Raw genomic sequence first — 22,877 nt, forward strand, 5'->3', positions numbered from 1 at the left:
CTCATCCCCTTCGGCATGATCGTGAGAAACTATTTTTAGCAGAGCGACGACTATCGATTGTTATTTCGTAGTTGTCTTCGTACACTACGTCCAATCAAAATTCTAATAAATCCTCCGAAATATTACGGTTTTTGCCGAAAATTACAGCGACAAAATATCGTAGCAATCCGGGCTTTCAGGAAAAAATATATGGCGAGTTCTTATTTCCCAAAATGGCGCCTGCGCGCTGCTGCGGCTAACGGTCAGGCGCAGGTAATCGGCACCGACGAACGTCTGCCCGGGCCGCAGACTTTTGCGATGGGTGTGCAGCATGTGGTGGCAATGTTTGGCTCGACAGTTCTGGCACCGTTGCTAATGGGATTCGATCCGAATCTGGCGATATTCATGTCTGGAATAGGGACATTGTTATTTTTTGTATTGGTCGCGGGTCGGGTTCCCAGTTATCTTGGGTCCAGCTTCTCTTTCATCGGTTTGGTGATTGCTGTCAGCGGTTACGGCGGCACTGGTCATAACGCCAATCTGGGCGTGGCGCTGGGTGGCATCATCGCTTGCGGGGTGGTCTACACGCTCATCGGGTTCGTCGTCATGGCGGTCGGTACCCGCTGGATTGAAAAGTTGATGCCGCCAGTCGTCACCGGTGCAGTGGTCGCCGTGATCGGGTTAAATCTTGCGCCGATTGCAGTCAAAAGTGTGAGCGACAACAGCTTTGATGCCTGGATGGCATTGGGCACGGTCATCTGTGTCGGGATCGTTGCCGTATTCGGACGTGGCATGTTGCAGCGCTTACTGATTCTGGTCGGTCTAATGCTGGCCTATGTGATTTATGCACTGCTGACCAATGGTGCCGGCATGGGTAAACCGATTGATTTTTCTATCGTCGCGCAGGCTGCATGGTTTGGGATTCCGCATTTTGCAGCGCCGGTTTTCAAACTGAGCGCGATGGCGTTGCTGGCGCCGATTGCAGTGATTCTGGTCGCCGAAAATCTGGGGCATATAAAAGCCGTCAGCGCCATGACCGGTCAAAATCTGGATAAATACATGGGACGTGCCTTCGTCGGCGACGGTCTCGCCACTATCGTCTCGGGCAGTGTCGGCGGGACCGGTGTCACCACCTATGCAGAAAATATCGGCGTCATGGCCGTGACCAAAATCTATTCGACGCTGGTGTTTGTGGTCGCTGCCGTGATCGCATTGATATTGGGATTTTCACCCAAGTTTGGCGCCGTCATCCAAACGATTCCTTCCGCTGTCCTCGGCGGTGTATCGATCGTCGTATTTGGATTGATAGCCGTTTCCGGTGCGCGTATCTGGGTCGAAAATAAAGTTGATTTTTCCGATAACCGCAACTTGATCGTGGCCGCTGTAACGTTGGTGTTAGGAGCAGGGGATTTTACCCTCAAGTTGGGACAGTTTGCGTTGGGCGGTATCGGTACCGCAACCTTTGGAGCGATTATTTTATACGCGTTGCTGGGGTTGAAAAAGAAGTAATTTGATGTGTACTCGTGCGGACGCTGCTGGACCGCCGCCTGATGTCGGCCAGTTATCATGCATACCCTTGGCAATTCGATAATCGTTGACGCTTTAGAAAGTTACGGCGAAGATTTGCGTTTTAAACCATGACTTGCATTTTTTGAAAAGCATTGCGACAAAACCAAGCCTTAATCCTTGCCGCTGCAATGCTAGTCACTCGATCCACCTGCGCCCCAACACTCTACAATGAGGTCACCATTTCCGGGATACTTGTTGACTAGGTTTCGCTTGCCGGATTGGTCGAGCGTAAAGCTACCGCATTCGTCGTCAGAATCAGGATCGGTCGGACTAGCGTGAAGTACATAGTCGGTATCGCTAGCCCTGAAGATCGTCAACTGATATTTCTGTTCACCTGATTCCGGCGATCTGCTAAGTTCAATCGGTAGTGCCAAATTCGCCGAGCCGTTCATGTAGCTGTTGTTAATGGTGAACTGTTGTTCCAGCCAGTTACTGGCCTTCATTAACGCGATGATCGCTCCTGTACGCTCACTGCGCTGGACGTATTGCCTGTAATTGGGCAACGCAATCGCAGTAAGAATACTAATTATCGCGACCACGATCATTAGTTCCACAATCGTAAATCCATCTTGCCTTGGTGTTTTTTCTGGTCGCATAGCCTACTTTCTGTGAAATTTATAGTGACTTCTCAACGTCATTGCTACGCCTCGTCACGCCGACTAATCCCGACGGCGGATCACTGCGGGGACGGACAATTGCCGCCAGCGTCGCATTGTTTCCGATGAGGCTTTGTAGGGGATGCATTTTGTGGTTCCATCGAGTTGATTAATTGTCAGACAGTCGGTGGCTATACCGGGAATACTGACACCTTCAGAGGAGGTACCCCCGGTCTCGATAGAACTGGCGTTGTTGCCGTTACTATCGGTGATGGGTTTGCCGTCAGCACCGATAAAGACAAAGTTTTTTGCCACGCCACCAATGAGAAAATCGGTCGCCATCGTGAATGATGTTCCGTCACCGCTACAGGCGTTAGCCGCCGGTGCCAGCGTGGTCGATAGCAACACCGTAATTTCTATAATGCGCAGGCGACCAACAAAACGCTCACCATTGTTCAGCATGTCAATGTACCAGCCGTTCTGCGTGGTCCAGTCGACGGTATTATTCGTTAACGTGCGTCCTATGATTACGTTATCTTTGTATAAGGGCGTAAGTGTTTGTGGCTGCAAATGTTTACGTTGTTTTGGTTGGGTTTCACCGGGTTTGTCCCAGACACCGTATAAAGCGTGTATGTCCAAATCGGCTTTATCCCGGAATTCAAGATACTTACCGGTGCCAAATATCACCATGTAACCGCCGGTGGGATGCGGGGCCAGCAATGGTTGCTGCACAATCGGTGCTACTTTGGCGGACTTGGTTGTGGCGGTGAATAGCTTCTTGGAATGCCAGTCGGTAACCGTGGCCGATTGCAGGTCGAACTTCCATAAATTACCCTGAAGGTCGCCTGCATACGCGGCGATTAGTTCACGCTTATTGTTGAATAATAAGCCGGGTGCAGACAGGCCATTAGGCTTATCTACGCTGCCGACTTCGATGTTGAGTGCGCGTATCAAGTTACCGCTGGCGAGATCGACGATATACAACAAAGCCTTGCCTCCGATACTGTCATAGCCATTGCCGTATATCGCTGCCCATTGGCCGTTGGTCAGGCGGGCCACGCTGGCTGTTCCCAACACGTGTCCCATGTCGGCGAAGTCATTTGTGTCGTTTTCTGCGCTGCGTTCCCATAAAATATTTGCGGTACCCATAGTGGCAGGATCGGTGATATCAATCGCAAACACTGCCTTTGATCCGGCACCTGTGCTGCCTAATAAAATGTTCTTCCATTGGAAATTAATATAAGCATCTGCCTCAGTCAACGGGCCATCTACAAAATAATGATGCTGGTATTCCGGTTGGCTTAACGCATACAAATGGGGATAAACGGAATAAGGAACAAAAGCAAATGTCTCTACGCCGCTTGTTGCATTAAAAGCGTGCAACATTCCATCGTTAGCCCCGACATATAACATCGCCGGACGCTGCGGCGAGGATTTTTTCTGAAGAAACGCTGCATAGGAAGCACCGCCATGCTTGTCATCCGATGGCATCGCATAACCGAAATTGGTCCTGCTGACAAACAGCGGTGAAGAGTTAACGATATTGCCGAGCTTGTTTGCGCGATTCCGATATGGACCACCATTTTTATTTTCTTTTTCATCGTTTCCACGCAGGTAATCCACGATTTCGGATGATTTTAGATACACCATCTGCGCTGCGCTAAGGCTGGGTTGCAGGAATTTTTGGCCTCCCTCCGCGCTCCACGTGACAATATTGCGCGATTTCGAATCAGGTATCAGGTCTGCCGCATCCCATTTAAAAAGATCTGGCTTACCGTCTTTTAAGCTATATGCTTTTAGATGGCCGGTCCATTTTTCTGTCTCAAAGCTGGGCAGATAGGTCAGGGCGTTTCCGCTTAGCGAGTTGCCGCTGTAGGCGATGCTGGAACCGGCAGCATTTTGTTGACGAATTTCTTTGAGCATCGCCAAAAATCCACTTTTTAAATCCTGCGGATTTAGAGCACTAAAGTATGTGCCATGACCATTGACCGCTGCGTGCCACACGTCGTCTGCCGCAGATTGGCTGTTCTTGACAGGAAACGGCCAGTTTTTCTTCCCACTTTTTATTTCTGGAAAGTCACCGGTAGTCGCGGTTCGATAATCGGATTGATACTTTAGTTCGCCATCGGCACCCAGAGCGATGGTGTGTGTGACCATGTGTTGCCAGGTCGCCGGGTCGTATTCATTGGGACTGATTAATCCAGCTGTGCTTTTTCCTAGCCGCGACCCGACATCGGTTGCCCAGTATTTCATTGCGGTGTCCGCGAGCGAGCTTTTCGACTTTTTTGGTCCTTCGTGATACGGCGCAGGCCACGGATCAAATGCCGTCAGCGGCGTCCCCGATACCGGATCAAATGCAATGTCTTCGGGCAAGGCCATCACGTTCTTATCCCAATTAGCGATGGTCGATCGAGTTACATTCCATTGACCGTCGGTTGCAAGAATTGCATAGTTAGCCTGACATTGCAGTTTAATCGGGTCGGGAATTCCTTTGGGAAAATCATGTACCTCGTGACCGCTGTAATATTGTCCGACGTTGTCTAACGCTGCGATAAGCGGCGTCGCGCCAATCATGGCGGTGCCGTACAGCTGGTCGTACCATTTTTGCCGTTGGGCGCTGACAAAGGGGGCCACCGGAATAAAATTTTCGTCCGTTCCATTAATGGTTGAAAATCCCACCCGTGCGTTGCCATTAAGCTCGGAAAAAGCAATACCGAGCACGGTTTTGGTCAGTAATTCGCGTGACCGATAATAAGAAAACCAGTTGGCAAAGTTTTGTAGCTCTTGCTCGTACGAGCACCCTATCAACCCGATGCCACAATCGGTACGATTTACATCAGCGGGATATGACCTGTTACTGGGAAGAATATCCCACCGCTCGTATAACAGGTCCTGCGCTTTGCTACCATTTGGCGTTTGCGACTTCGCCAGTGTGTAATAAAAGGCGTACTGCGCAATCTCCGTGTCACCGTTCCGTTTGCAGTTATTAATAGTTTCGTAAGTACTGGGATCGTATAGCGGCAGTGTAAATTTTTTATTAGCTTTTACTTTGCAGATCGCACGTGGATGAATTATGGCCGATTTTGGATTGTAGGCATTGGCTCTGGTGTCGATTGTACTGGCGTTCGGCATCAGTTTTCCAGCGGCGTCAAGGCCCGGTTTATAGCGAATCGAAGGATCATAATAAATACGGTTCCAGCGACTGGAATAAAAAGCGGCCTGATTTTTTTGAGCGTATGGAGAGCAGTAATCCAAACGTCCACAACCCTCCGCGCCGTAATTTTTTACGTTGTTTTTTGCGGACGTGTATTCACTATCCGCATCCTGACCCGTCACAGTGTTGTATTTCATCGAACCAGAGTTGTCCAAAATAAACATGATATTGGGTGGCGGGTGCTGTGGTAAAAATAATGGGGACTGGGCGATCTCTGCCTTAACCTCACTGGCTAATACGAGCATGATTAGACAACTTAGCGCCAGAAAGCCTGTGATCTTATGCGGCGTTGTAAGTTCGCGTGTGAACCTGTCGCTAGTTCCCGCGGACGTGATCGACGCGTGGGCGAATACATGCGGAGAGATATAAGGTGGAGCTGATCGCGTGGCACTTGATCGGGTTGCATTTCTTACGCTCAGGTTTAATAGGGTGACGGCTGGTCGGGGTGGTAAGAGTGGTCGTAGCATCCTGTCCTGTTTCCTTATATTTTAAAGCGCAGCGAACTTTGCAGCATGACGACCGTCAGGTCGGTAGGTCCGGTGCCGCGGGCGGTCACTTGATAGACATGAAGATTTTCATCCTTGCTGACTTCAGTCGGGCCAAGTACCAAACGATCCGAGATATCCATGGCCTTGCAGGCGGGTGCCGTTTTTACGCCTTCCGGCTTAATGGGTATTGGAACAAATTCACTGTGTATATATTCGCTGGTGGTGCCTGCCCTGATGTGGGTTTGCAAGTCAAGTTCACATATTCGCAGCGCCATCTCGGCAGCCTGAAACGCCATCTGCTGACTATGTGCATTGCCCGCCATTTTTTCGCCTGAGGTGACGTTGCGTATGACGGTCACGCCGATAAATGTCATTACCGCCAAAAAAATCATTACCATCGGCAATACAAGGCCAGCTTCGGATGGTAATCGTTTGGTTTCGACTTCTTTTTTCGGCGCTGGCTTATTTTGTTGCGATGCCCGAGCCGTTGTCGGTGTGCCGGTTAGATCAAAAGTAGAAATATTGTTGCTGCCGCAGTCAACGACGTGACCAGCCCTGTAAAACGGGCCATAAAAGAAGCCACAAGGTGGTCCCCAGAGCGCACCGCAACCGCGTTGTTGCACTCGATCATTGCGGGTTTTCATTTTTAGCTTCCATCAAAGTCGGCTGTGCGTGATTGCGCAACGCAAACGTGCGGGTGAAGGTGCGGTAGAGTCTTTTGTCGTTGACCGTCTTGCGCACATTGTGGCAATCAGTGAAGGTTTGATCGCGCGTAGTGATAAGGTTGGTGCTATGTGCCTCCAGGCAGACTTTGACGCTGATGACCTGATCCCAGTTGGTCTTGTTGCCAGCCGAAACGGGTAACGCTTGAACCTGATCCGTATTGGTATAAAACGTTGTCGGTGCGTATTGGCCCTTGGTATCAACGCCAAAGGTGAAACCCATATCGATAACGTTACCCATGATCGGCTGCGCGCCATCCTCGCCCGCGGGTACCTCGCCGTTGCCCTGACAATATAAAGAAGGGGAATCCTCGCCGAAATTTCTCTGCAGAAAAAAGCGGTTGGTCACAATAAGGGGTTTAGAACCTTCTACTTTTTCAGCCAGCGGGAAGAAATTGTTGCAATCGGCATTGTTATAATCTTTAGCATCCTTTGGACGGTCTACGACATAACTAACAAGAAACTCAGGAAGACCATGGGCCTTGCAGGTCAAGTCAGTGGTCAGTGGCATCTTGAAGCCTTTCTGACATGCCTTGAATCCGACGCCACCAAAATCGGTAGTGGTCGTGGTCAGCATATTGCCATAACCGGCTTGCATCAAATTACGGCCAATAGTGGTCATGGCGACGTACCCGTCCTCTTGCATGTTGCCGTTGTCGAAGTTAAGTCGTGCACTGAGTTGCGTGCTAAAGAACAGGCTGGTGACGACGACTATCAGCGCCAAACCAAGTGCCAGCGCTACCATCAGTTCAATTAGCGAGAACCCAGTTTCTTGCCTGTATGCCAGTCCCAGGTTTGAGTGGCCGGACAGCCGAGTTGTAGGTCTGAATAATCGTTGATTAGCCGGAGAGGTGGATTTAATGGGTGGCTCCATCATTAATTGAATCATCGCTGCAATTGCTGCATTCGTTATTATCGCTGGCATCCCTACCAGTTGTCGCGCGTGGAAGATCGGTTGTCTGCTCATGGTAGAAACACCGTTTTAAAACAGCGTATCGATAATTTACCCGCACCTTCGCACTTAATCCCTTTAGCGCCGCCGCCCGCAATATCAGGCTCATAAAAGTACACGGTCAAGATCATTCCGTTGGTGACATCGCCAGTGACGTTGCCCCAACCGCCCGCTATTTTTTGGAGATCGTTGCGCCAGTGGTACAGGTCAGCTGCTGCAATCTCTTGCGCATTACACGGGTCGATAGTTGCCATGCATTGCTTGATCGGTAGCGTGTTTAAGGGGTAGGAATCCTGCGTGAAATAATGGCCGTCCTGAGCGGCATTCACGTTAGCACGTATCCTGTCTGCCATATCGGCGCTGGTCTGGCTTGCCAGCGAGCGGAAGTGCGCGACCGTTTGGTATTTCAGTGAGATCACTTCTAAACCGGCTAAGCCGAGCAAGCCAAATGCAGAGATCAGGAGCGCAATCAGGACTTCTATCATTCCGACGCCGCATTGCTTGCATTGTGGAACGGTGGATTTAATCGTGGATTTATTGGTGGATTTAATGCCGGATCCTTTTGATGCAGGATCGTTGAGATGCGTCATATTGGTACGCCTCATGCGCAAGAGGGCGTGGCGGCGCTAGTTTGCAAAACTACTCGCGAACGACCGGTTTTATCAAAGCACACCCGACGTCCATGATTTTTGTTACATTGAAAATAGAATTTCGGATTGGGGCTACAGGTTTGAGCCACCAATCTGCCGGTCGACGAATAGACCAGATAAGGCTCGGTCGTGACGACGGTCATGCGCTCGGGCGTATCGTCGGCTGTTCTTTTATTTAAACTACTTTGCCGGGATAGGATTCTTTTTTGCTTGCCGTGTTCATCGGCTATCACGAGCCAACCGCTTTCCCACGGCCATTTGGTATATTCCAGATCGCCGGGCTCTGGAGCGTTGCATGCGATCATGTCGTCGATTGTCAGCTTAGTGTGAAAACAGCACGCATCGGGATCTTCTTCCTGCGTTCCTGCGATACATAGGGACACCGGACGCCCACGCTTAATTGCCTCGGAACGCGCTAACTGATTTGCCGCCAGGAACTCGTTTACGTTGCTGGAAATTCGATAGTCCAACACAAAATCTCGCATTGACGGTAGCGCAATCGAGAATATAATCCCGAAAATACCTAGTGTCACAATCAGTTCAATCATTGTAAAACCGTTGTAAGCACCATCCATGTGTCGTTATCTTTATAAAAAGGTGGACAGAGATCAAGGCCAAAGAGGTTCACTGTTGGCCGGTTTTACATGCACGTACATCCAGCACGCTCAGCCCACCAAGTACATCCAGTACATCCAGTACATCCAGTACATCCAGTACATCCAGTACATCCAGTACGTCGAACATAAAGCACGGAAAAAACGATCACCGTTTTCACGCAAAACAGGCACCATCTTTGTTATTGCGAGGAATCATTCTGATCTAAAACAGAGCGAGAAATATCTGAAAATCCCCGAGACTTATCTGTGGACTACAGATAAATCTTAGAACAAATAGACGATTACATAATTGAATGAGGCCAGCCGTCGGGGTTCCCATGCATCCGCTAGCTGATTGGGAGCTTATTGATCGGGCCGTAAATAAGAATTGGTTTGGCGAATATAGTTAGCTAGACTAGACTAATTATGTTGAGGAGTGTCGCTATGCATATTGTCAATATGCTACAAGCCAAATCTAGTTTGTCGCGTCTGGTTGAGGCTATTGAGCAAGGCGCTGAACGGGAAATTATCATTGCCAGAAATGGTCGTCCGGCCGCCAAATTAGTGTCCATCGGTTTAGTTGATAACACTCAGCGAATAGGCGTGGCGAAAAGAGCCTTTAAGGTGCCTGATAATATTGACGCCTGTAACAATGAAGTTGCCACATTATTTCTGGGAATTTGATCTTGAATTTGTTGCTCGATACCCACGTGGCGTTATGGGCTATTACTGACGATCCGAAGCTTTCTGTTAAAGCGCGTGAGTTACTTTCGGCACCACGTAATAACATTTGGATAAGTGCCGTAAATGTGTGGGAAATAGCGATCAAGCACAGTCTTGGTAGAGAGGTCATGCCAATATCAGGCCAAGAAGCATTACAATATTTTCGCCAGGCAGGATACCAATTTCTTGTCGTTGAGGCAGAACATGCGGCCATTATGGGAGAGCTGGCAAACCATCACCAAGATCCGTTCGACCGTCTTTTGGTGGCGCAAGCGCTGGCAGAACCGATGCGTTTGTTGACACACGATGTCACAGTGGCAAAGTATAGCGATACTATCATTTTGATTTGACATATTGGCGTAGTATTTGGCTTAGCTTACTGCGATGTCGATTTCCGCATAACCGCTCCCCTCAAGTCGTCCCCCGTTGCGGCGTTGCCAACATGTGCGCATTGCGCCACGGGCCAAAACGATAATAACTCATGGACATGAGCATTGCCGAGACGGAGCCAACCCCAAAACTCCACCACAATGCATCCGCGCCCCAGCTGTACATCAGCGCCCTAGCAAACGGCAGGCGGATGCACCATAGCGCCAGGAACAAAATAATCAGCGGTGCCATCACCGCACCAGAGGCGCGCATCACGCTCGACAACACAAAGGTAACGCCCAATGCCACAAAGGACCAGGCGACCATGGCGTTGATATGTTGCGCAATCGGTAGCGCGTTAACATGCTCTGGTAAAAAGAAAGACAGCGCCACGTGGTTAAACAGATAGATTAAGGTGACCAGCCCGCCGGTCATCAAAAAGTTGAACATGATGCCGACCTTTGCTATCCGCTGCACCCGATCCAGACGGCGCGCACCGATATTTTGCGCCGCCATCGAAGATACGGCCATGCCGACAGCGAGTGCTGGCATTTGCACATAATTCCATAATTGCAGGCAGGCACCATAGGCGGCCGAGGTCTCCGAGCCAAAATGATTAACCAAAGAAATCATCATGATCATGGATAACGATATGACGATCATTTGCAGCCCCATCGGGCCCCCTTTTAGTATCATGGCTTTTAAAATTGCCGGGTCAGGGCGCAGGTAGCGGCCTTCGCCGATGTGCAGACACAAGAAGTGTTTTTTGTAATAAAGATAGCTGACGAGGGCGCTCAGGCTGACACTTTGGGCGACCAGCGTGGCGAGAGCAGAACCTGCGATCCCTAGCGCTGGGATAGGGCCTAGTCCAAATATAAATAGTGGATTAAGCGCGATATCCAGACCAACCGATAGCATCTGAAATTTCAAAGGCGTCTTGGTGTCGCCCGCACCGCGCAAGATCATCGTCAAAAAAATGGTAGAAAACTGAAATGGTAATGCCAGAAATGTAATGCGCATATACGCGACCGCCAACGGCAGCGCATCCTGCGGCGTATGCATCAGCTCCATCAGGCGGCGGGAAAATATCAGGCCGCACAGTGCCACCAATAAAGATACCGAGAGAAAAAATGTGACGCTGGTGCCGACAACGCGTTTAGCCTGATCTTTATTCTTCGCCCCCAGACTTTGGCCGACCAATATCGTGGCCGCCATGCCGAGACCCAGGACGCTGGTAATCAGAAAGAACAGAATCGCATTAGAATTGGCGGTCGCGGTCAGTGCCGCCTCGCCCAGATAATGGCCGACCCACACCGCATTGACCGATCCGTTCAATGATTGCAATACATTGCCGCACAAAATCGGCAAGGTAAAAAAGAACAAGGTTTTTGCTATCGGACCTTCAATGAGCGAGGGGGTAGAGCGCAGGGCAGTTGGTTTCATCGGACGGGGTCAATAGATGGGAAATTATCGGATTAGCTTACCAATTATTTGTGTAAATTAAAACACCGGACTTATGTATAGTCATTTCAATTGCGTTTTGTTTCTTGTCGCCTGCCCTGCCGGGCCACATACACATCGGCAGGATTGGTAATTCGGTTGCTGGTACGATTTTACGTAAGAGCTTAGGTGACCGCCTTCGAGTCGCGTACTGCTCCGCAATAGAATTGGTAAATATCTTGATAGCAAAATCGCGACCCTTTTGAGGGATGGAGTGAATGAAGCGATACATGCTAGACACTAATACTGTAAGTCGTCTGATTAAATCGCATCCAGTTGTTGCGCGGAATACACTTAAAGTGCCGATGGCGTCCCTGTGTATTTCTGCTATTACTGAGAGTGAGCTGCTTTTTGGATTGTCCAGGCGGCCAGAGGCAAAGCGACTTCACGTGGCTGTCCGAGAATTTTTGCGGCGCGTGGATGTCATGTCTTGGGATAGTGCGGTCGCTAAACATTACGGAATCTTACGGGCGAGGATGGAAGGGCACGGCAAAATACTGGCATCGCTGGATATGCTGATTGCAACGCACGCCCTGAGCACTGGGGCAATCCTCGTAACAAATGAACGTGCGTTCGATCTGGTACCAGACCTGCAGCGGGAAGACTGGACAAGTTAATTGTCGAATTGCGTTGTCGAACTGCGGTCTGGCTTTTCACCGGTGTCAGATCGCGACTTGATTCACCCGTTTACTTAATTCCTCCGCACTTTCCTTGCGTTCGCTATAGCGGTCTACTAACAACGACGAAACGTTGCGAGTGAGTAAGGTAAATTTGAACAGCTCTTCCATTACATCGACCACGCGGTCGTAATAGGCGGAAGGCTTCATGCGCCCTGTATCGTCAAACTCTAAAAAGGCTTTGGCGACCGAGGATTGGTTAGGAATGGTGATCATCCGCATCCAGCGTCCCAGAATCCGCATTTGATTGAGCGCGTTAAACGACTGCGAACCGCCCGAGACTTCCATGACCGCCAGCGTTTTGCCTTGCGTCGGACGCACCGCGCCCATGGACAGCGGAATCCAGTCTATCTGCGCCTTCATGATGCCGGTCATGGCACCGTGCCGCTCCGGCGAACACCACACCATGCCTTCGGCCCATTGCGCCAGCGCGCGTAGTTCTGCTACTTTCGGATGGGTCTCGGGTTCAGCGTCGGGTAATGGCAAACCGCGTGGGTCGAATATTTTGACTTCGCCCCCCATTGCTTCCAAAAGTCGCGCCGCTTCTTCGGTAAGAAAACGACTGTAGGACTTTTCTCGCAACGAACCATACAACAGCAGAAAACGGGGTGCGTGAGAGGACCGCGTAACGCCCGTAAAATCCGCTATCACGGGCTTGTGAAACAGATCAGGCCGAAGGTGGGGCATTATCACGAGCGCTTCCGGCTGGTGTCCGCTAATGTGCTTAACTACTTGTTCAGTCAGATTGGAAACACGTTTTCCCTCCGCATTGATGACGACTTCGCCGTCTTCTTTAGTAAAAGGTGCTGTTTGTGCGGCGGGTAAAATGTCCAGTAATAATTCGGACGGGCGACACAAACGGGTGCCAACAGGCGTCACCACAAACGGGCGGTTTATCAGCGATGGATGCGTCAGCATGGCGTGCAATAACTGGGCGTCCGTCAGCGTTGCATTGTCCAGAGCGAGTTCGGTATATAGCTTCTCTTTCTGGCGCATCGCGTCACGCACGGTGAGACCTGCATCGGCAATCATTTGTGTGAGCGTGGCAAGCGATGGCGGGTGTTTAAGGTATTCAATTACCTCCGGCTCAGCGCCGGTATTGCGTATCAGGGCCAACGTGTTGCGCGATGTTCCGCAGGCGGGATTATGATAAATAGTGATACTCATGGCGTGACTCTCATTAGTGATAAAGTGTCTGTCGTCTACATCGCTTCGTTACCTATACCAACAAGCGACAGATGGCTAGTCGTGAGTCCTTAGTTAGTGCGGCTAAAGGGTCGAGTGCGTTCTAAGCGCGTAGTGCTTTGTAAGATTCAGTTCTATATTTCTATAATATTAGAATTATAGAATTGTAGCAACAGTTTAACCGTCAGGCGCTCGTTAGACCAATCGACTGAAGGATTGCAGCAATCAGTGCCGGACCGGTTATTTTAGAGTTGGTTCGGGCCGCCGCGTCATCCTTATCTCTACGACATGTTCCTTTTCGTCATCAACCAGAGGCACCGAATGGTGGGCGATGAATACGCCGTCGATGGTCATCAGGTTTGCTCCGTCGTCGTGTTGCGTCAGGTTGATCTGATAGTTCGTACTGCGATAACGATACCGTATCGAAAACCTGGTCCATTCAGGCGGTATGCACGGAGTAATCGTAAGCCGGTCGTTTTCTAGTTTCAAACCCAATAAGGACTCAGTGATCAGTCGGTACATCCAACCCGCGGAGCCGGTGTACCAGCTCCAGCCACCGCGTCCCATATGTGGTGCGATGCCATACACATCGGCGGAGATGACATATGGCTCTACCTTGTAGATGGCTATATTTTCTGCACTAAGTCCATGCTTGACCGGATTAATCAGGTCTAATAATTCCCATGCGCGGCGGTGATCGCCCAGGTCGGCAAACGCCATGATGGTCCAGATCGCTGCATGCGTATATTGACCGCCGTTTTCGCGCACGCCGGGTGCGTAGCCGCGAATGTAGCCGGGGTTGAGCGGGGATTTGTCGAACGGCGGATCCAGCAACTGAATTAGTCTTGCCTCGCGCCGGACTAAGCGGTGGTCGACGGAGTCCATGGCTTTTTTGGCGCGCTCAGGGTCGCCCGCGCCGGAGATAACGGCCCAGCTTTGGGAGATAGCATCAATCTGACACTCTGGATTGGTGGCGGAACCGAGCGGTGAGCCATCGTCGAAGTAGGCGCGGCGATACCATTCGCCATCCCAGGCATTGGTTTCAATATTGGTCTGCAATTTTTTGGCTTCGGACCGACAAAGATCAGAAAATGCGATGTCACCATGCCGCGCCGCGATGCCCGCAAAGGTAACCAGGACGTGGTAAAAAAACCAGCCTAACCAGACGCTTTCACCGTGGCCATGCTCGCCCACTTTATCCATCCCGTCGTTCCAGTCGCAGGACCCTATCAGCGGCAGTCCGTGGACGCCAAAGCGCAAACCGTGGGTGATCGCGCGCATGCAATGCTGATATAGCGTCGCGGTTGTAGTGGAATGGGCCGGAAGATCGTAGTAAGAATCCTCATTGTCGCCTACCGGTCGGCCTTCCAGGAAGTGCGCCATTTCATCGAGCACGGTCGTATCTCCCGTCGCGATAATGTAACGGCATGTCGCCAGCGGCAACCATAAGAAATCATCGGAGCATTTGGTCCGTACTCCGCGACCCAAGGGCGGATGCCACCAATGCAGCACGTCACCTTCAACAAACTGATGCGCTGCACAAAGTATAAGATGATCGCGCAATAAATGCGGTTGCGTATGTACCAGCGCCATAACGTCTTGCAGTTGATCGCGGAAACCAAAGGCACCGCCAGATTGATAATAGCCACTGCGCGCCCAAAGTCTGCAAGCAATGGTTTGATACATCAGCCAGCCGTTCGCAAGTACATTGAGCGAGGTATCGGGCGTGTCAATCTGTACGGCCCCGAGGGTTTGATCCCAATACCGATGGACGGCATCCAGAGCGCTATGAGCGGCGGCGCTCCCGCGTAGTTTGCGCACCAGAGCGCTCGCATCCGCGCTGCCATTTTTGGATAATCCCAGCATAAAGACGATTTGCTTGCTTTCTCCATTTGCGAGCGTAAATGGCACCTGTATGGCGGCGCATGGATCAAGCCCCGCGCCTACCTTGCCCGATAAATGCGTCCGTTCCAGCGCCTGCGGTTGTTGCAATGATCCGTTGCGACCGATGAACTCGTTGCGATCTCCCGTCACCGTACGATTTGGATCGTCAACGTCGAAGAAAGCCACCCGCTGGCCGAACTCTGTGTTGTAGGCGTTATGGGCAAACAATGCACCACTATGGGGATCGACTTCCGTGACGACATGCATCATGGATTTTTCGCGCAAATCCCCTAATACCCATTCGACATAACCGGTTGCAGACAACTTGCGGGTATGGCCAGAATCATTGCGTAATTTAAGCACAGAGAACTTCACCGAATCATCGGTGGCAACGTATATCCAGAGTGCGGATGCGATGCCGTTCTCGACATGTTCAAATACGCTATAACCAAAACCGTGACGGGTGACGTAGGGCGTTGCGGAGCTTGAGTGACCATTAGCCGCGCTCCGGGAGATCGCGGCGGCGCTAGAAAAAGGGTTCGACGACGCGTTGGAAAATGCATGGGCAGATGGGGGGGCAGCTGCGTAGGTAGATAAGAGCGGCGTCGGCGACCAGTATTCGGTTGTCTCTTCATCCCGCAGAAAAAAAGCCTCACCGCTGGCAGCGCTGACTGGATCGTTATACCAGGGCGTGAGACGAAACTCATGCGCGTTTTCGCCCCATGTATAGGCGATGCCATTTTCAGAAACGATAGTGCCGAATTCGGCATTGGCCAGCACGTTCACCCATGGCGCAGGGGTTTGTTGATGCGCGCCGGTATTGATGACATATTCGCGACCATCTGGGATGAAGCCACCATACGGATTGGTCAATATCAGATCGCTACGCTGAATTAGCGCATTGACCGGTTGTATTGACGGCGCCTTGCTGGCGCTCAAACGGGGGACGCGGCTTTCCATGGCACCGCGACGATTAAGTTGTTCAGCTAGCGTGCCGCCGCTATCGGTGAGGACGATGCGCGCTACCGAATACAGCAGGGTGCGATCTTCATTGGTAATTTGATCACCGGGACGGACAAAAATACCGCCGGGGCGATCAACGACATGGCCTTCAATCCCCGCGGCAATCAGTCCCATGATCTGGTCCTGCAGCAATTGCCGGTAACCGGCATGGTCTTCGTTCCAGATGACCAGATCAACCGCCAATCCTTTCAGACGCCAATAGGAATGGGCCTGCACCAGTTGCCGAACCAGTTCAATGTTGGCGACATCCTTCATCTGTAGCAGGACAATCGGTAAATCGCCGGAGATAGCATAACTCCACAGGCCGGATTGACCGCGCGTGTTCTTCATCAATATGCTGGCGTCCGCACGCAACGCGTTATTGGCATAAATGATGGAGTTTGCCAATCGCCCGTATAACTGGGCGTCGGTTTCGGTAGCATTTATCTGGCGCAGGATGACCTGACTATGGGTCCATGACAAATCGAACACGCGGTCCGCCAGATGACGATCTTGATATTTATTTATCAGCGTCAGGCCGCCATCGCGCGTCTCACTCACGCCGGTGACGATATCGATGGTGACCGTCTGCTCCGGGGCTAGCGTAATGCGGTAGCGGATTGCTACGACCGGATCCAGCACCGAGCCCTGGCTGCCTGATAGCGCATGGTGACTCAGCATCGCTTGCGGTGCAGCGACGGTACGACCACGTCCGATAAATTGCATGCGATCTGTTTCATAGGACACGACATCGATTTTGGCGCCGTGTGCCGCCATTAAATGAAACATCCACGGCAGTTTTTCATCGATTGAACGTGGTCTGCGGGTGCATAGAATCGCCCGCTGGTCCTCTAATATTTCCGTCTGAACGAACAGATTGCTAAACGCTGGATGGGCGCTGTCGGCCGCTGCCGGTGCCAGTACGACTTCCGAATAGCTGGTGATATCGATGGATCGGCGACTACGTGAGCGATTGGTAATGCGACTGCGGCGCAACTCTATATCGTCCTCCGGCGACACGACGATTTCGGTATGCATCTCGATATCGTAGCCGTCGCCCACATCGCGGCGTCGGAACTCAGCGCGACCCTCGGAAAAGATGACCTCGTAACCTTGCGCCAGTTTGTGGGTAGGCTGAAATGTGCTGGACCAGTAGACGCCAGTGCTCAGATCGCGGATATAACAGAATGCCCCCCAGTTGTCGCAAGTCGTGTCCTCGTGCCAGCGTGAAACCGCCAGATCGCGCCAGCGGCTGGACCCGCCACCGGCATTGCTGACCATCACATGATAGCGACCATTGGAGAGCAACTGCACCTCAGGAATGGCGGTGTGAGCACTGCTTAGTATGCGAACCGGCATTTCTTGCGTGATGGCCGCGACAGTGCGTATCTCCGCCAGTTCAGTGCTATTGGAGTAGAACGCGCTGGCCTTTGGCACGCGCTCGTGCAGCAATAGCATAGTGGCCTGAAATAGCGGGTCCGAAGCAAAACGTCGTTGCATCGGTTTATCGAGCAAGAGGTAAGTCAGCGCCAGCAAGCTCATGCCCTGATGATGCGCCATAAAGGACCGAATCAGCGCGTGCGACTGACCGCGCGGAAGTCGGGCGCGCGTGTAATCGATGGCTTCATACATGCCGTATTTGCCCTGAAAACCATCGGCATGCAGGCGCTGCAAGTTAACGCATGCTTGTTCCGGCGCGACCATCAATGCTAATACCGATGCATAAGGTGCGATCACCTGATCGTCTGCCAGGCCGCGCTTGAGTCCCAGGCCGGGCACGCCGAAGGCACGGTATTGATAATTCAGGCTAGCGTCGAAAGCGTTATAGCCAGACTCTGAGATTCCCCAAGGCATGCCCGTTTGGGTCCCATAGTCGATCTGGCGTTTGACCGCGGAACGATAAGTTTGATCGAGCAGCGTCTTGTGAAAGGTGGGCATCACGAGCAGCGGCATCAGATATTCGAACATCGAACCGCTCCACGATAGCAGAATCGGCGCGCCGCCAGCGGTGGTGAGCTGGCGTCCGAGTGAGAACCAGTTTTCTTGGGGAAGCTGGCCTTGAGCGATGGCAACAAAACTGCATAGACGCGCTTCCGAGGCCAGCAAATCGTAGTAGCTTGCGTCGCGTCGGCGCTCGCTTACGTTATAACCAATCGCCAACAAATGGCTGGCGCGGTCGTATAAAAATCCGTATTCCATCTGCGCTATTTCGCCTAATTCAAGCGTCAGTCGCGCAATAGTTTTGATGTAGGTGGTGGCGCGCTGCGCCGCCATTTCTACACAGGCGTGGATCTCAGCCAGATGATCGCTTTGGTCGGCGCTGCCAAGCAGTGAACTAACGGGGGACGCGGACAGGATTGTAGTAGCCTGATTTTCATTCGCGTCATTATTTACATCCCCAAAATGAGAGTTATTCCGATTGGCGTAATCCATAGCGCTAACCGAATTTGCCACAGTAGCTGCCACAGGATCGGCAACCCTCAGGGTACTTTCAGCGAACGCCCTTTGTTCGGTTTGCTGCATCCTTGCGCTCAAGGCCAGCAAATCGCGCATGGTCGGAATGTGATTCAGATGCGGCAACTCGGTCATCCAGTGCGCATGCTGCGGCAGCATCATCCAGGGTGCCAGCCATGCCAGCGTCGCGCTTGCTTCGCGGCAATGATGTACCAGCGCGCGCGTCCACCATGCGATCTCCGAAGTCGGGCTGATTTGCACAGCGCTTTCAATTTCCAGTGCGCCATAAGTTAGTCGATCGATGACCGTTTGCAACGCCATCAGACTGATCGGCGGCGAGGCGCAGGCTGCCGCCAGCTCCACATGAAAGGCGATACATTCATTGGCCGCTTTAGCCGGTAACGTTTCAGCAGCGTTGATGGCTTCTTGTAAAATTGAAAGCGTATCCTGTAGTCCGACTAGCCATTGTTTGCCAATGATCGGCTGATCGCTCAAGTCGTTGAGTCCGGCCTTCAATGTCAGCAAATGACCAGCCAGATTGCCGCTGTCAACCGTCGATACGTACATCGGCTGTAGCGGTTTTAGATATTGCGTATCGTACCAGTTATAAAAATGACCCCGATGACGCTCCAGCGTGAGTAACGTGCGGATGGTATTATCCGTGCGCTCCAGCAATTGTGCCAACAATATGTAGCCGAAATCATGCGCGGCAAGATTGGCTAGTAGCGCCATCCCGATATTGGTGGGCGAGGTCCGGTGTGCAATGACCGCGACGGGTTGCTCCTGCACGTTATCGGGCGGCAGCCAGTTATCCTCCGGACCGACATAGGTTTCAAAAAAAGCCCACGTTCTGCGCGTCAGGTTGCGTAGAAAACGGTGCTGTTCGTCCGTCAGTTGCGATGGCGGCGGGACCTGCGGACAACTGATGCGCCATGCGATGCCCGGCGCAATGATCCACAAAACGAGTAACGGTGCGGCGATAATCAGCGCCTGCGGTGCTGCCACAAGAATAACGGCCACGATGGCAAGCGCCAGCATCGGTTCCATCCACATGGCGTGGTAGCTGCCGAGCAGATCGTTGGCACCATGACGACTGATCTCGCTGGACGGATTCCACTCCAGCATGCGGCGGCGGGATATCAGCATGCGCCAGCAGGTGCGCACAATCGCGTCCGTACTGAAACTTGCTTCATACGGCAGAAAGGCGAGCACCAGTAATGCCTGGATCAAGTAATTTCCGCTGCTGTCCAGGACCGCTCTTAAATGTTGCCTTAGCAGGACATCGCTGGGCTTGCGCAACAGATCAATCAGCGACCCGATCATGTAGGGCAGAATGATGATCCCCAGGACCGTCATGGTCCAGAAAAACGGTGCGTTGAATAGCGTCCAGCCAAAAATCATTAGTAAGAATAATGCGCCGGGGACCATGCTGCGTCGCAGGTTGTCGAATATCTTCCAGTGCGACAAGGCCGATAAATAATTGTGCTGTCGGGGCTGGCTACTGTCGCCACCGGTTACGCGGGGGCGCAGCCATCCGGCGATTTGCCAATCGCCGCGAATCCAGCGATGGCGACGGCTAATGTCGGTACCAAAACGATTTGGATATTCTTCATACAGCTGAATGTCAGACAGCAAACCAGACCGTGCATAGCAGCCTTCGAGCAGGTCGTGACTCAGAATTTGGTTCTCTGGCAGGCGGTCAGCCAAGGCATGTTCAAAGGCATCGACATCGTAAATGCCTTTGCCTATGAACGATCCTTCTTTGAATAAATCCTGATACACATCGGAGACAGCGCGGGTATAAGGGTCAATTCCGGATTCGCCACCGTATAATCGTGCGAAAAAGGACGTGTCCGCACGCGGCAAACTGTTGGCGACGCGGGGCTGCAAAATGGCGTATCCGGCCGTTACACGCTGTAGCGCCGGATCATAAAACGGTCTGTTAAGCGGATGCGCCATGGCCCCGGAAAGTTGCCATGCGACATCGCGTGGCAATAGCGTATCCGTGTCCAGCGTGATGACATATTTGATATTGGACAGCACTTCGGGCTTGCCCACAATTTTCATGAAGGCATTATCAAAATGGGCGCTTGCAGTCCCACTGCGCAACCAGGCGTTTAATTGCGCCAGTTTGCCGCGCTTGCGTTCATACCCCATCCAGATATTTTCTTGCGGATTCCACCTCCTCGGGCGATGAAACAGGAAAAAAGTGTTGCGGTGTTCAGGGTTATATTTATCATTTAGTTCGTCAATGCGCTGCGCCACCATCTGGAGCAGCAATGTATCCTCAGGCAGGGCTTCACTGGAGGCGTCGCGAAAATCGGTGAGCAGGCAAAAGTGTAGATGCGGATCACGATTAGCTAAAAATCGTACTTCCAGCGCCTCACATAAATCGTCGATTCTCTCCGGGTGTATCAACATGCTGGGCACGACCACCAACGTTCTGGATTCTGCCGGAATACCTTCTGAGTAATCCATTCGGGGAAGGCGTTGCGGCTTCGATAGCATCGTCGCGAGCCAGTTGACCAGCGCCAGCGCCAGGTGGCTGGTGGCGATCAGCGCCAGAACGGTGATAATAGGCAGTTGCCATTTTTGGGTGTGCTGCGGATAAGCGTAGATGTAGACGTGATACAGCAGGCCCGCAGTCAGTAACGAAGTCAGGACGGCAATCCCGCCCAGATACAGTCGTAGCGGTATAGCACTGGCAGATTTTATAAAACGCTCCAGCCCGACGCGCCGCACTGCCGCAATTTTTTCTATTTGGCGTACACCGACATCGACCAGGTAATACCCAATATGCGCTTTACGCGGATCAAGTGTCGCATCACCGGCCCCGAATCCGTGGCTATCCTGCGCTGCCCCGGATAGTTGCGTTGCCGCCTCATGCGCAAACAGGATCGTTTGCTGCGCGATTTCCAACTCGGTAAAGTGTGAGTGTTTAGCGAGATGCTCGACACTATGCCGATACTGATCGCGCGTCGCGAAGTCCATTTTTCCATAGACTTCCGCAGGATCGTTTTGCAGCGTCAGCTCAACGATACTCATGGTTTCAAAAAATTCCCGCCAGTTCATCGTCGCCAGAAAACGCAGGCTGCCGATACTGTTGCTAATTGAAACCTGATCCGCCGCCTGTTGCTGTATTTCAGTCAATACCAGTTGCTCGACGGTCTCGCCTGATTGTAATAATCGCTGTTCGATCCATGTCAACGGTAGCGCCAGCGCCGGTCCTTGCCCCTGCAGACGGCGCGCCAGTTCTGCCACGAACGCTCCCACCATCGGCGGGTCGGAGCGCGCCATGTCGGCAATAATCAGAATCAGGCTGCTGGGATCGGTTTCCAGTATTTCCGTCATCTGGTCAGCCCAAGAGTCAGCCAGATTACGGTGTTGGCTACCGATTGCCAGCCTTGCAGCTACGCGGCGCAAATTATCGATCAGCGCTAAGCGCAGCATGATAGGAATAGCCCACAACTCGCCCATTTTAAGCGGCATAACCTTTTGATATGCGGCAACAAAACGACTGAGATTTTCTGGATCGACGCGCGCATCGCCGTGCGAAATTGTTTCCAGCGCGATATCGTAGACTCGCGGAAACCCCGCAGAGGGTCCGTCAAGTAGTCTCGGCAACTCCATGCTGTAATTTTTTGGAAGATGACGTTTGGCCGTGCGTATTTGCTCTTCGATGAGATAAAAATTATCCAGCAACCACTCTGCGGCAGGGGTGATCTGACGGTTGACCTTTACCGACTCAATGAGCAGAGTGGACGCATGCATCAGCACTCGCTCGTTGTCGGCCAAACGCGGCAACAGCTGGTCTGGGCTCGGTTCAGGATTGATTTTATGATCAGTGGCGAGCAGTTTGCCGTGCTGCTCCATCTGTAATCCGCTAAAAAGCTCTGCCCGCAGTGGACGTTCATCGGCGGCGGTCTTTGAGAGCGTGGTGTTGGCGCTGAAACGGTCGGTAAAGTGGCGGATCGTATGATCCAGTTCACCTAGCAAGTTGTTGAGATATGCTTTCAATTCAGGTGCACCTTTCTGTCTATTTGAGGCGCGACAGCGGGGAGATGCTCCGACTGTTGCATAGAGAGCACGGCGGTAATATTTAATTACAGGGCCGCTTTAGGATTTGATTATCATAGAGGAGGCGACAGAAGAGCAGTGGCCATCGCGACTGTTTATGATCCCGGTTTGCTTGAGCAGAAACGTTTTAACGAGAGATGTGATGCTGTTCCGAAAAAAATGGAGCAGCTAAAATTCTATTAAAAATTGGCGAACGATGCCAGAAAAAAACCAAATAAATCAGTTATTGCATGAGAACGC

Annotated in this window: 13 protein-coding genes and 1 pseudogene; 4 read left to right on the top strand and 10 right to left on the bottom strand. The window is 51.9% G+C overall.

All coding sequences use genetic code 11. The features are described from left to right. Window positions 1-189 precede the first annotated feature (189 nt). Complete coding sequence (locus tag HAV38_RS13625; RefSeq protein ID WP_168055923.1) at window positions 190-1,488, top strand: solute carrier family 23 protein; 1,299 nt, start codon at window positions 190-192, stop codon at window positions 1,486-1,488. A gap of 191 nt (window positions 1,489-1,679) precedes the next feature. On the opposite strand, the gene HAV38_RS13630 is transcribed toward HAV38_RS13625, so the two are convergent. The 6 genes from HAV38_RS13630 to HAV38_RS13655 all read right to left on the bottom strand — a co-directional run bounded on the left by HAV38_RS13630 (window position 1,680) and on the right by HAV38_RS13655 (window position 8,745). Continuing rightward, on the bottom strand, window positions 1,680-2,144 hold the full coding sequence (locus HAV38_RS13630; protein ID WP_168056005.1) for a type IV pilin protein: 465 nt from the start codon (window positions 2,142-2,144) through the stop codon (window positions 1,680-1,682). Window positions 2,145-2,207: 63 nt separating this feature from the next. Further along, complete coding sequence (locus HAV38_RS13635; protein WP_168055924.1) at window positions 2,208-5,603, bottom strand: pilus assembly protein; 3,396 nt, start codon at window positions 5,601-5,603, stop codon at window positions 2,208-2,210. Window positions 5,604-5,839: 236 nt separating this feature from the next. Continuing rightward, window positions 5,840-6,490 carry a pilus assembly PilX family protein gene (locus HAV38_RS13640; protein WP_168055925.1) on the bottom strand — a complete coding sequence of 217 codons (651 nt, stop codon included), beginning with the start codon at window positions 6,488-6,490 and terminating at the stop codon, window positions 5,840-5,842. Continuing rightward, the gene (locus HAV38_RS13645; RefSeq protein ID WP_168055926.1) at window positions 6,474-7,535 is read right to left on the bottom strand and encodes a PilW family protein; all 1,062 of its coding nucleotides are present in this window, start codon (window positions 7,533-7,535) and stop codon (window positions 6,474-6,476) included. Before HAV38_RS13645 ends, HAV38_RS13640 begins: the two co-directional genes overlap by 17 nt. Beyond that, window positions 7,532-8,110: a type IV pilus modification protein PilV gene (gene pilV / locus HAV38_RS13650; protein ID WP_168055927.1), complete on the bottom strand. Its 579-nt coding sequence runs from the start codon at window positions 8,108-8,110 to the stop codon at window positions 7,532-7,534. The genes HAV38_RS13645 and pilV overlap by 4 nt, the downstream gene beginning before the upstream one ends. 11 nt (window positions 8,111-8,121) lie before the next feature. Continuing rightward, window positions 8,122-8,745: a pilus assembly FimT family protein gene (locus HAV38_RS13655; RefSeq protein WP_168056006.1), complete on the bottom strand. Its 624-nt coding sequence runs from the start codon at window positions 8,743-8,745 to the stop codon at window positions 8,122-8,124. Between the two features lie 465 nt (window positions 8,746-9,210). Between HAV38_RS13655 and HAV38_RS13660 the strand changes: the two genes are divergently transcribed. Both HAV38_RS13660 and HAV38_RS13665 read left to right on the top strand, forming a co-directional pair. Further along, window positions 9,211-9,450, top strand: a complete 240-nt coding sequence (locus HAV38_RS13660) for a type II toxin-antitoxin system Phd/YefM family antitoxin (RefSeq protein ID WP_168055928.1) — start codon at window positions 9,211-9,213, stop codon at window positions 9,448-9,450. A 2-nt stretch (window positions 9,451-9,452) separates the two neighbouring features. Then, window positions 9,453-9,839 (top strand): type II toxin-antitoxin system VapC family toxin, encoded by a 387-nt coding sequence (locus HAV38_RS13665; RefSeq protein ID WP_184013419.1) that lies wholly within the window; start codon window positions 9,453-9,455, stop codon window positions 9,837-9,839. Window positions 9,840-9,900: 61 nt separating this feature from the next. On the opposite strand, the gene HAV38_RS13670 is transcribed toward HAV38_RS13665, so the two are convergent. Then, window positions 9,901-11,301 carry an MATE family efflux transporter gene (locus HAV38_RS13670; protein ID WP_168055929.1) on the bottom strand — a complete coding sequence of 467 codons (1,401 nt, stop codon included), beginning with the start codon at window positions 11,299-11,301 and terminating at the stop codon, window positions 9,901-9,903. A gap of 287 nt (window positions 11,302-11,588) precedes the next feature. On the opposite strand from HAV38_RS13670, the gene HAV38_RS13675 reads away from it, so the two are divergent. Beyond that, complete coding sequence (locus HAV38_RS13675) at window positions 11,589-11,975, top strand: type II toxin-antitoxin system VapC family toxin (protein ID WP_245182356.1); 387 nt, start codon at window positions 11,589-11,591, stop codon at window positions 11,973-11,975. A 45-nt stretch (window positions 11,976-12,020) separates the two neighbouring features. Here the strand turns inward: HAV38_RS13675 and arsH are convergent, their stop codons facing one another. The 3 genes and pseudogenes from arsH to HAV38_RS21940 form a co-directional block, all read right to left on the bottom strand. Beyond that, window positions 12,021-12,722 (bottom strand): arsenical resistance protein ArsH, encoded by a 702-nt coding sequence (arsH, locus tag HAV38_RS21930; protein WP_245182368.1) that lies wholly within the window; start codon window positions 12,720-12,722, stop codon window positions 12,021-12,023. A gap of 147 nt (window positions 12,723-12,869) precedes the next feature. Further along, window positions 12,870-13,202, bottom strand: a pseudogene (arsC, locus tag HAV38_RS21935) (arsenate reductase (glutaredoxin)); the annotation flags it as partial. A gap of 258 nt (window positions 13,203-13,460) precedes the next feature. Then, window positions 13,461-22,433, bottom strand: a complete 8,973-nt coding sequence (locus HAV38_RS21940) for a glycoside hydrolase family 94 protein (protein WP_168056008.1) — start codon at window positions 22,431-22,433, stop codon at window positions 13,461-13,463. Window positions 22,434-22,877 lie beyond the last annotated feature (444 nt).

The organism is Glaciimonas immobilis (assembly GCF_011947285.1).
Lineage (GTDB): Bacteria > Pseudomonadota > Gammaproteobacteria > Burkholderiales > Burkholderiaceae_D > Glaciimonas > Glaciimonas immobilis.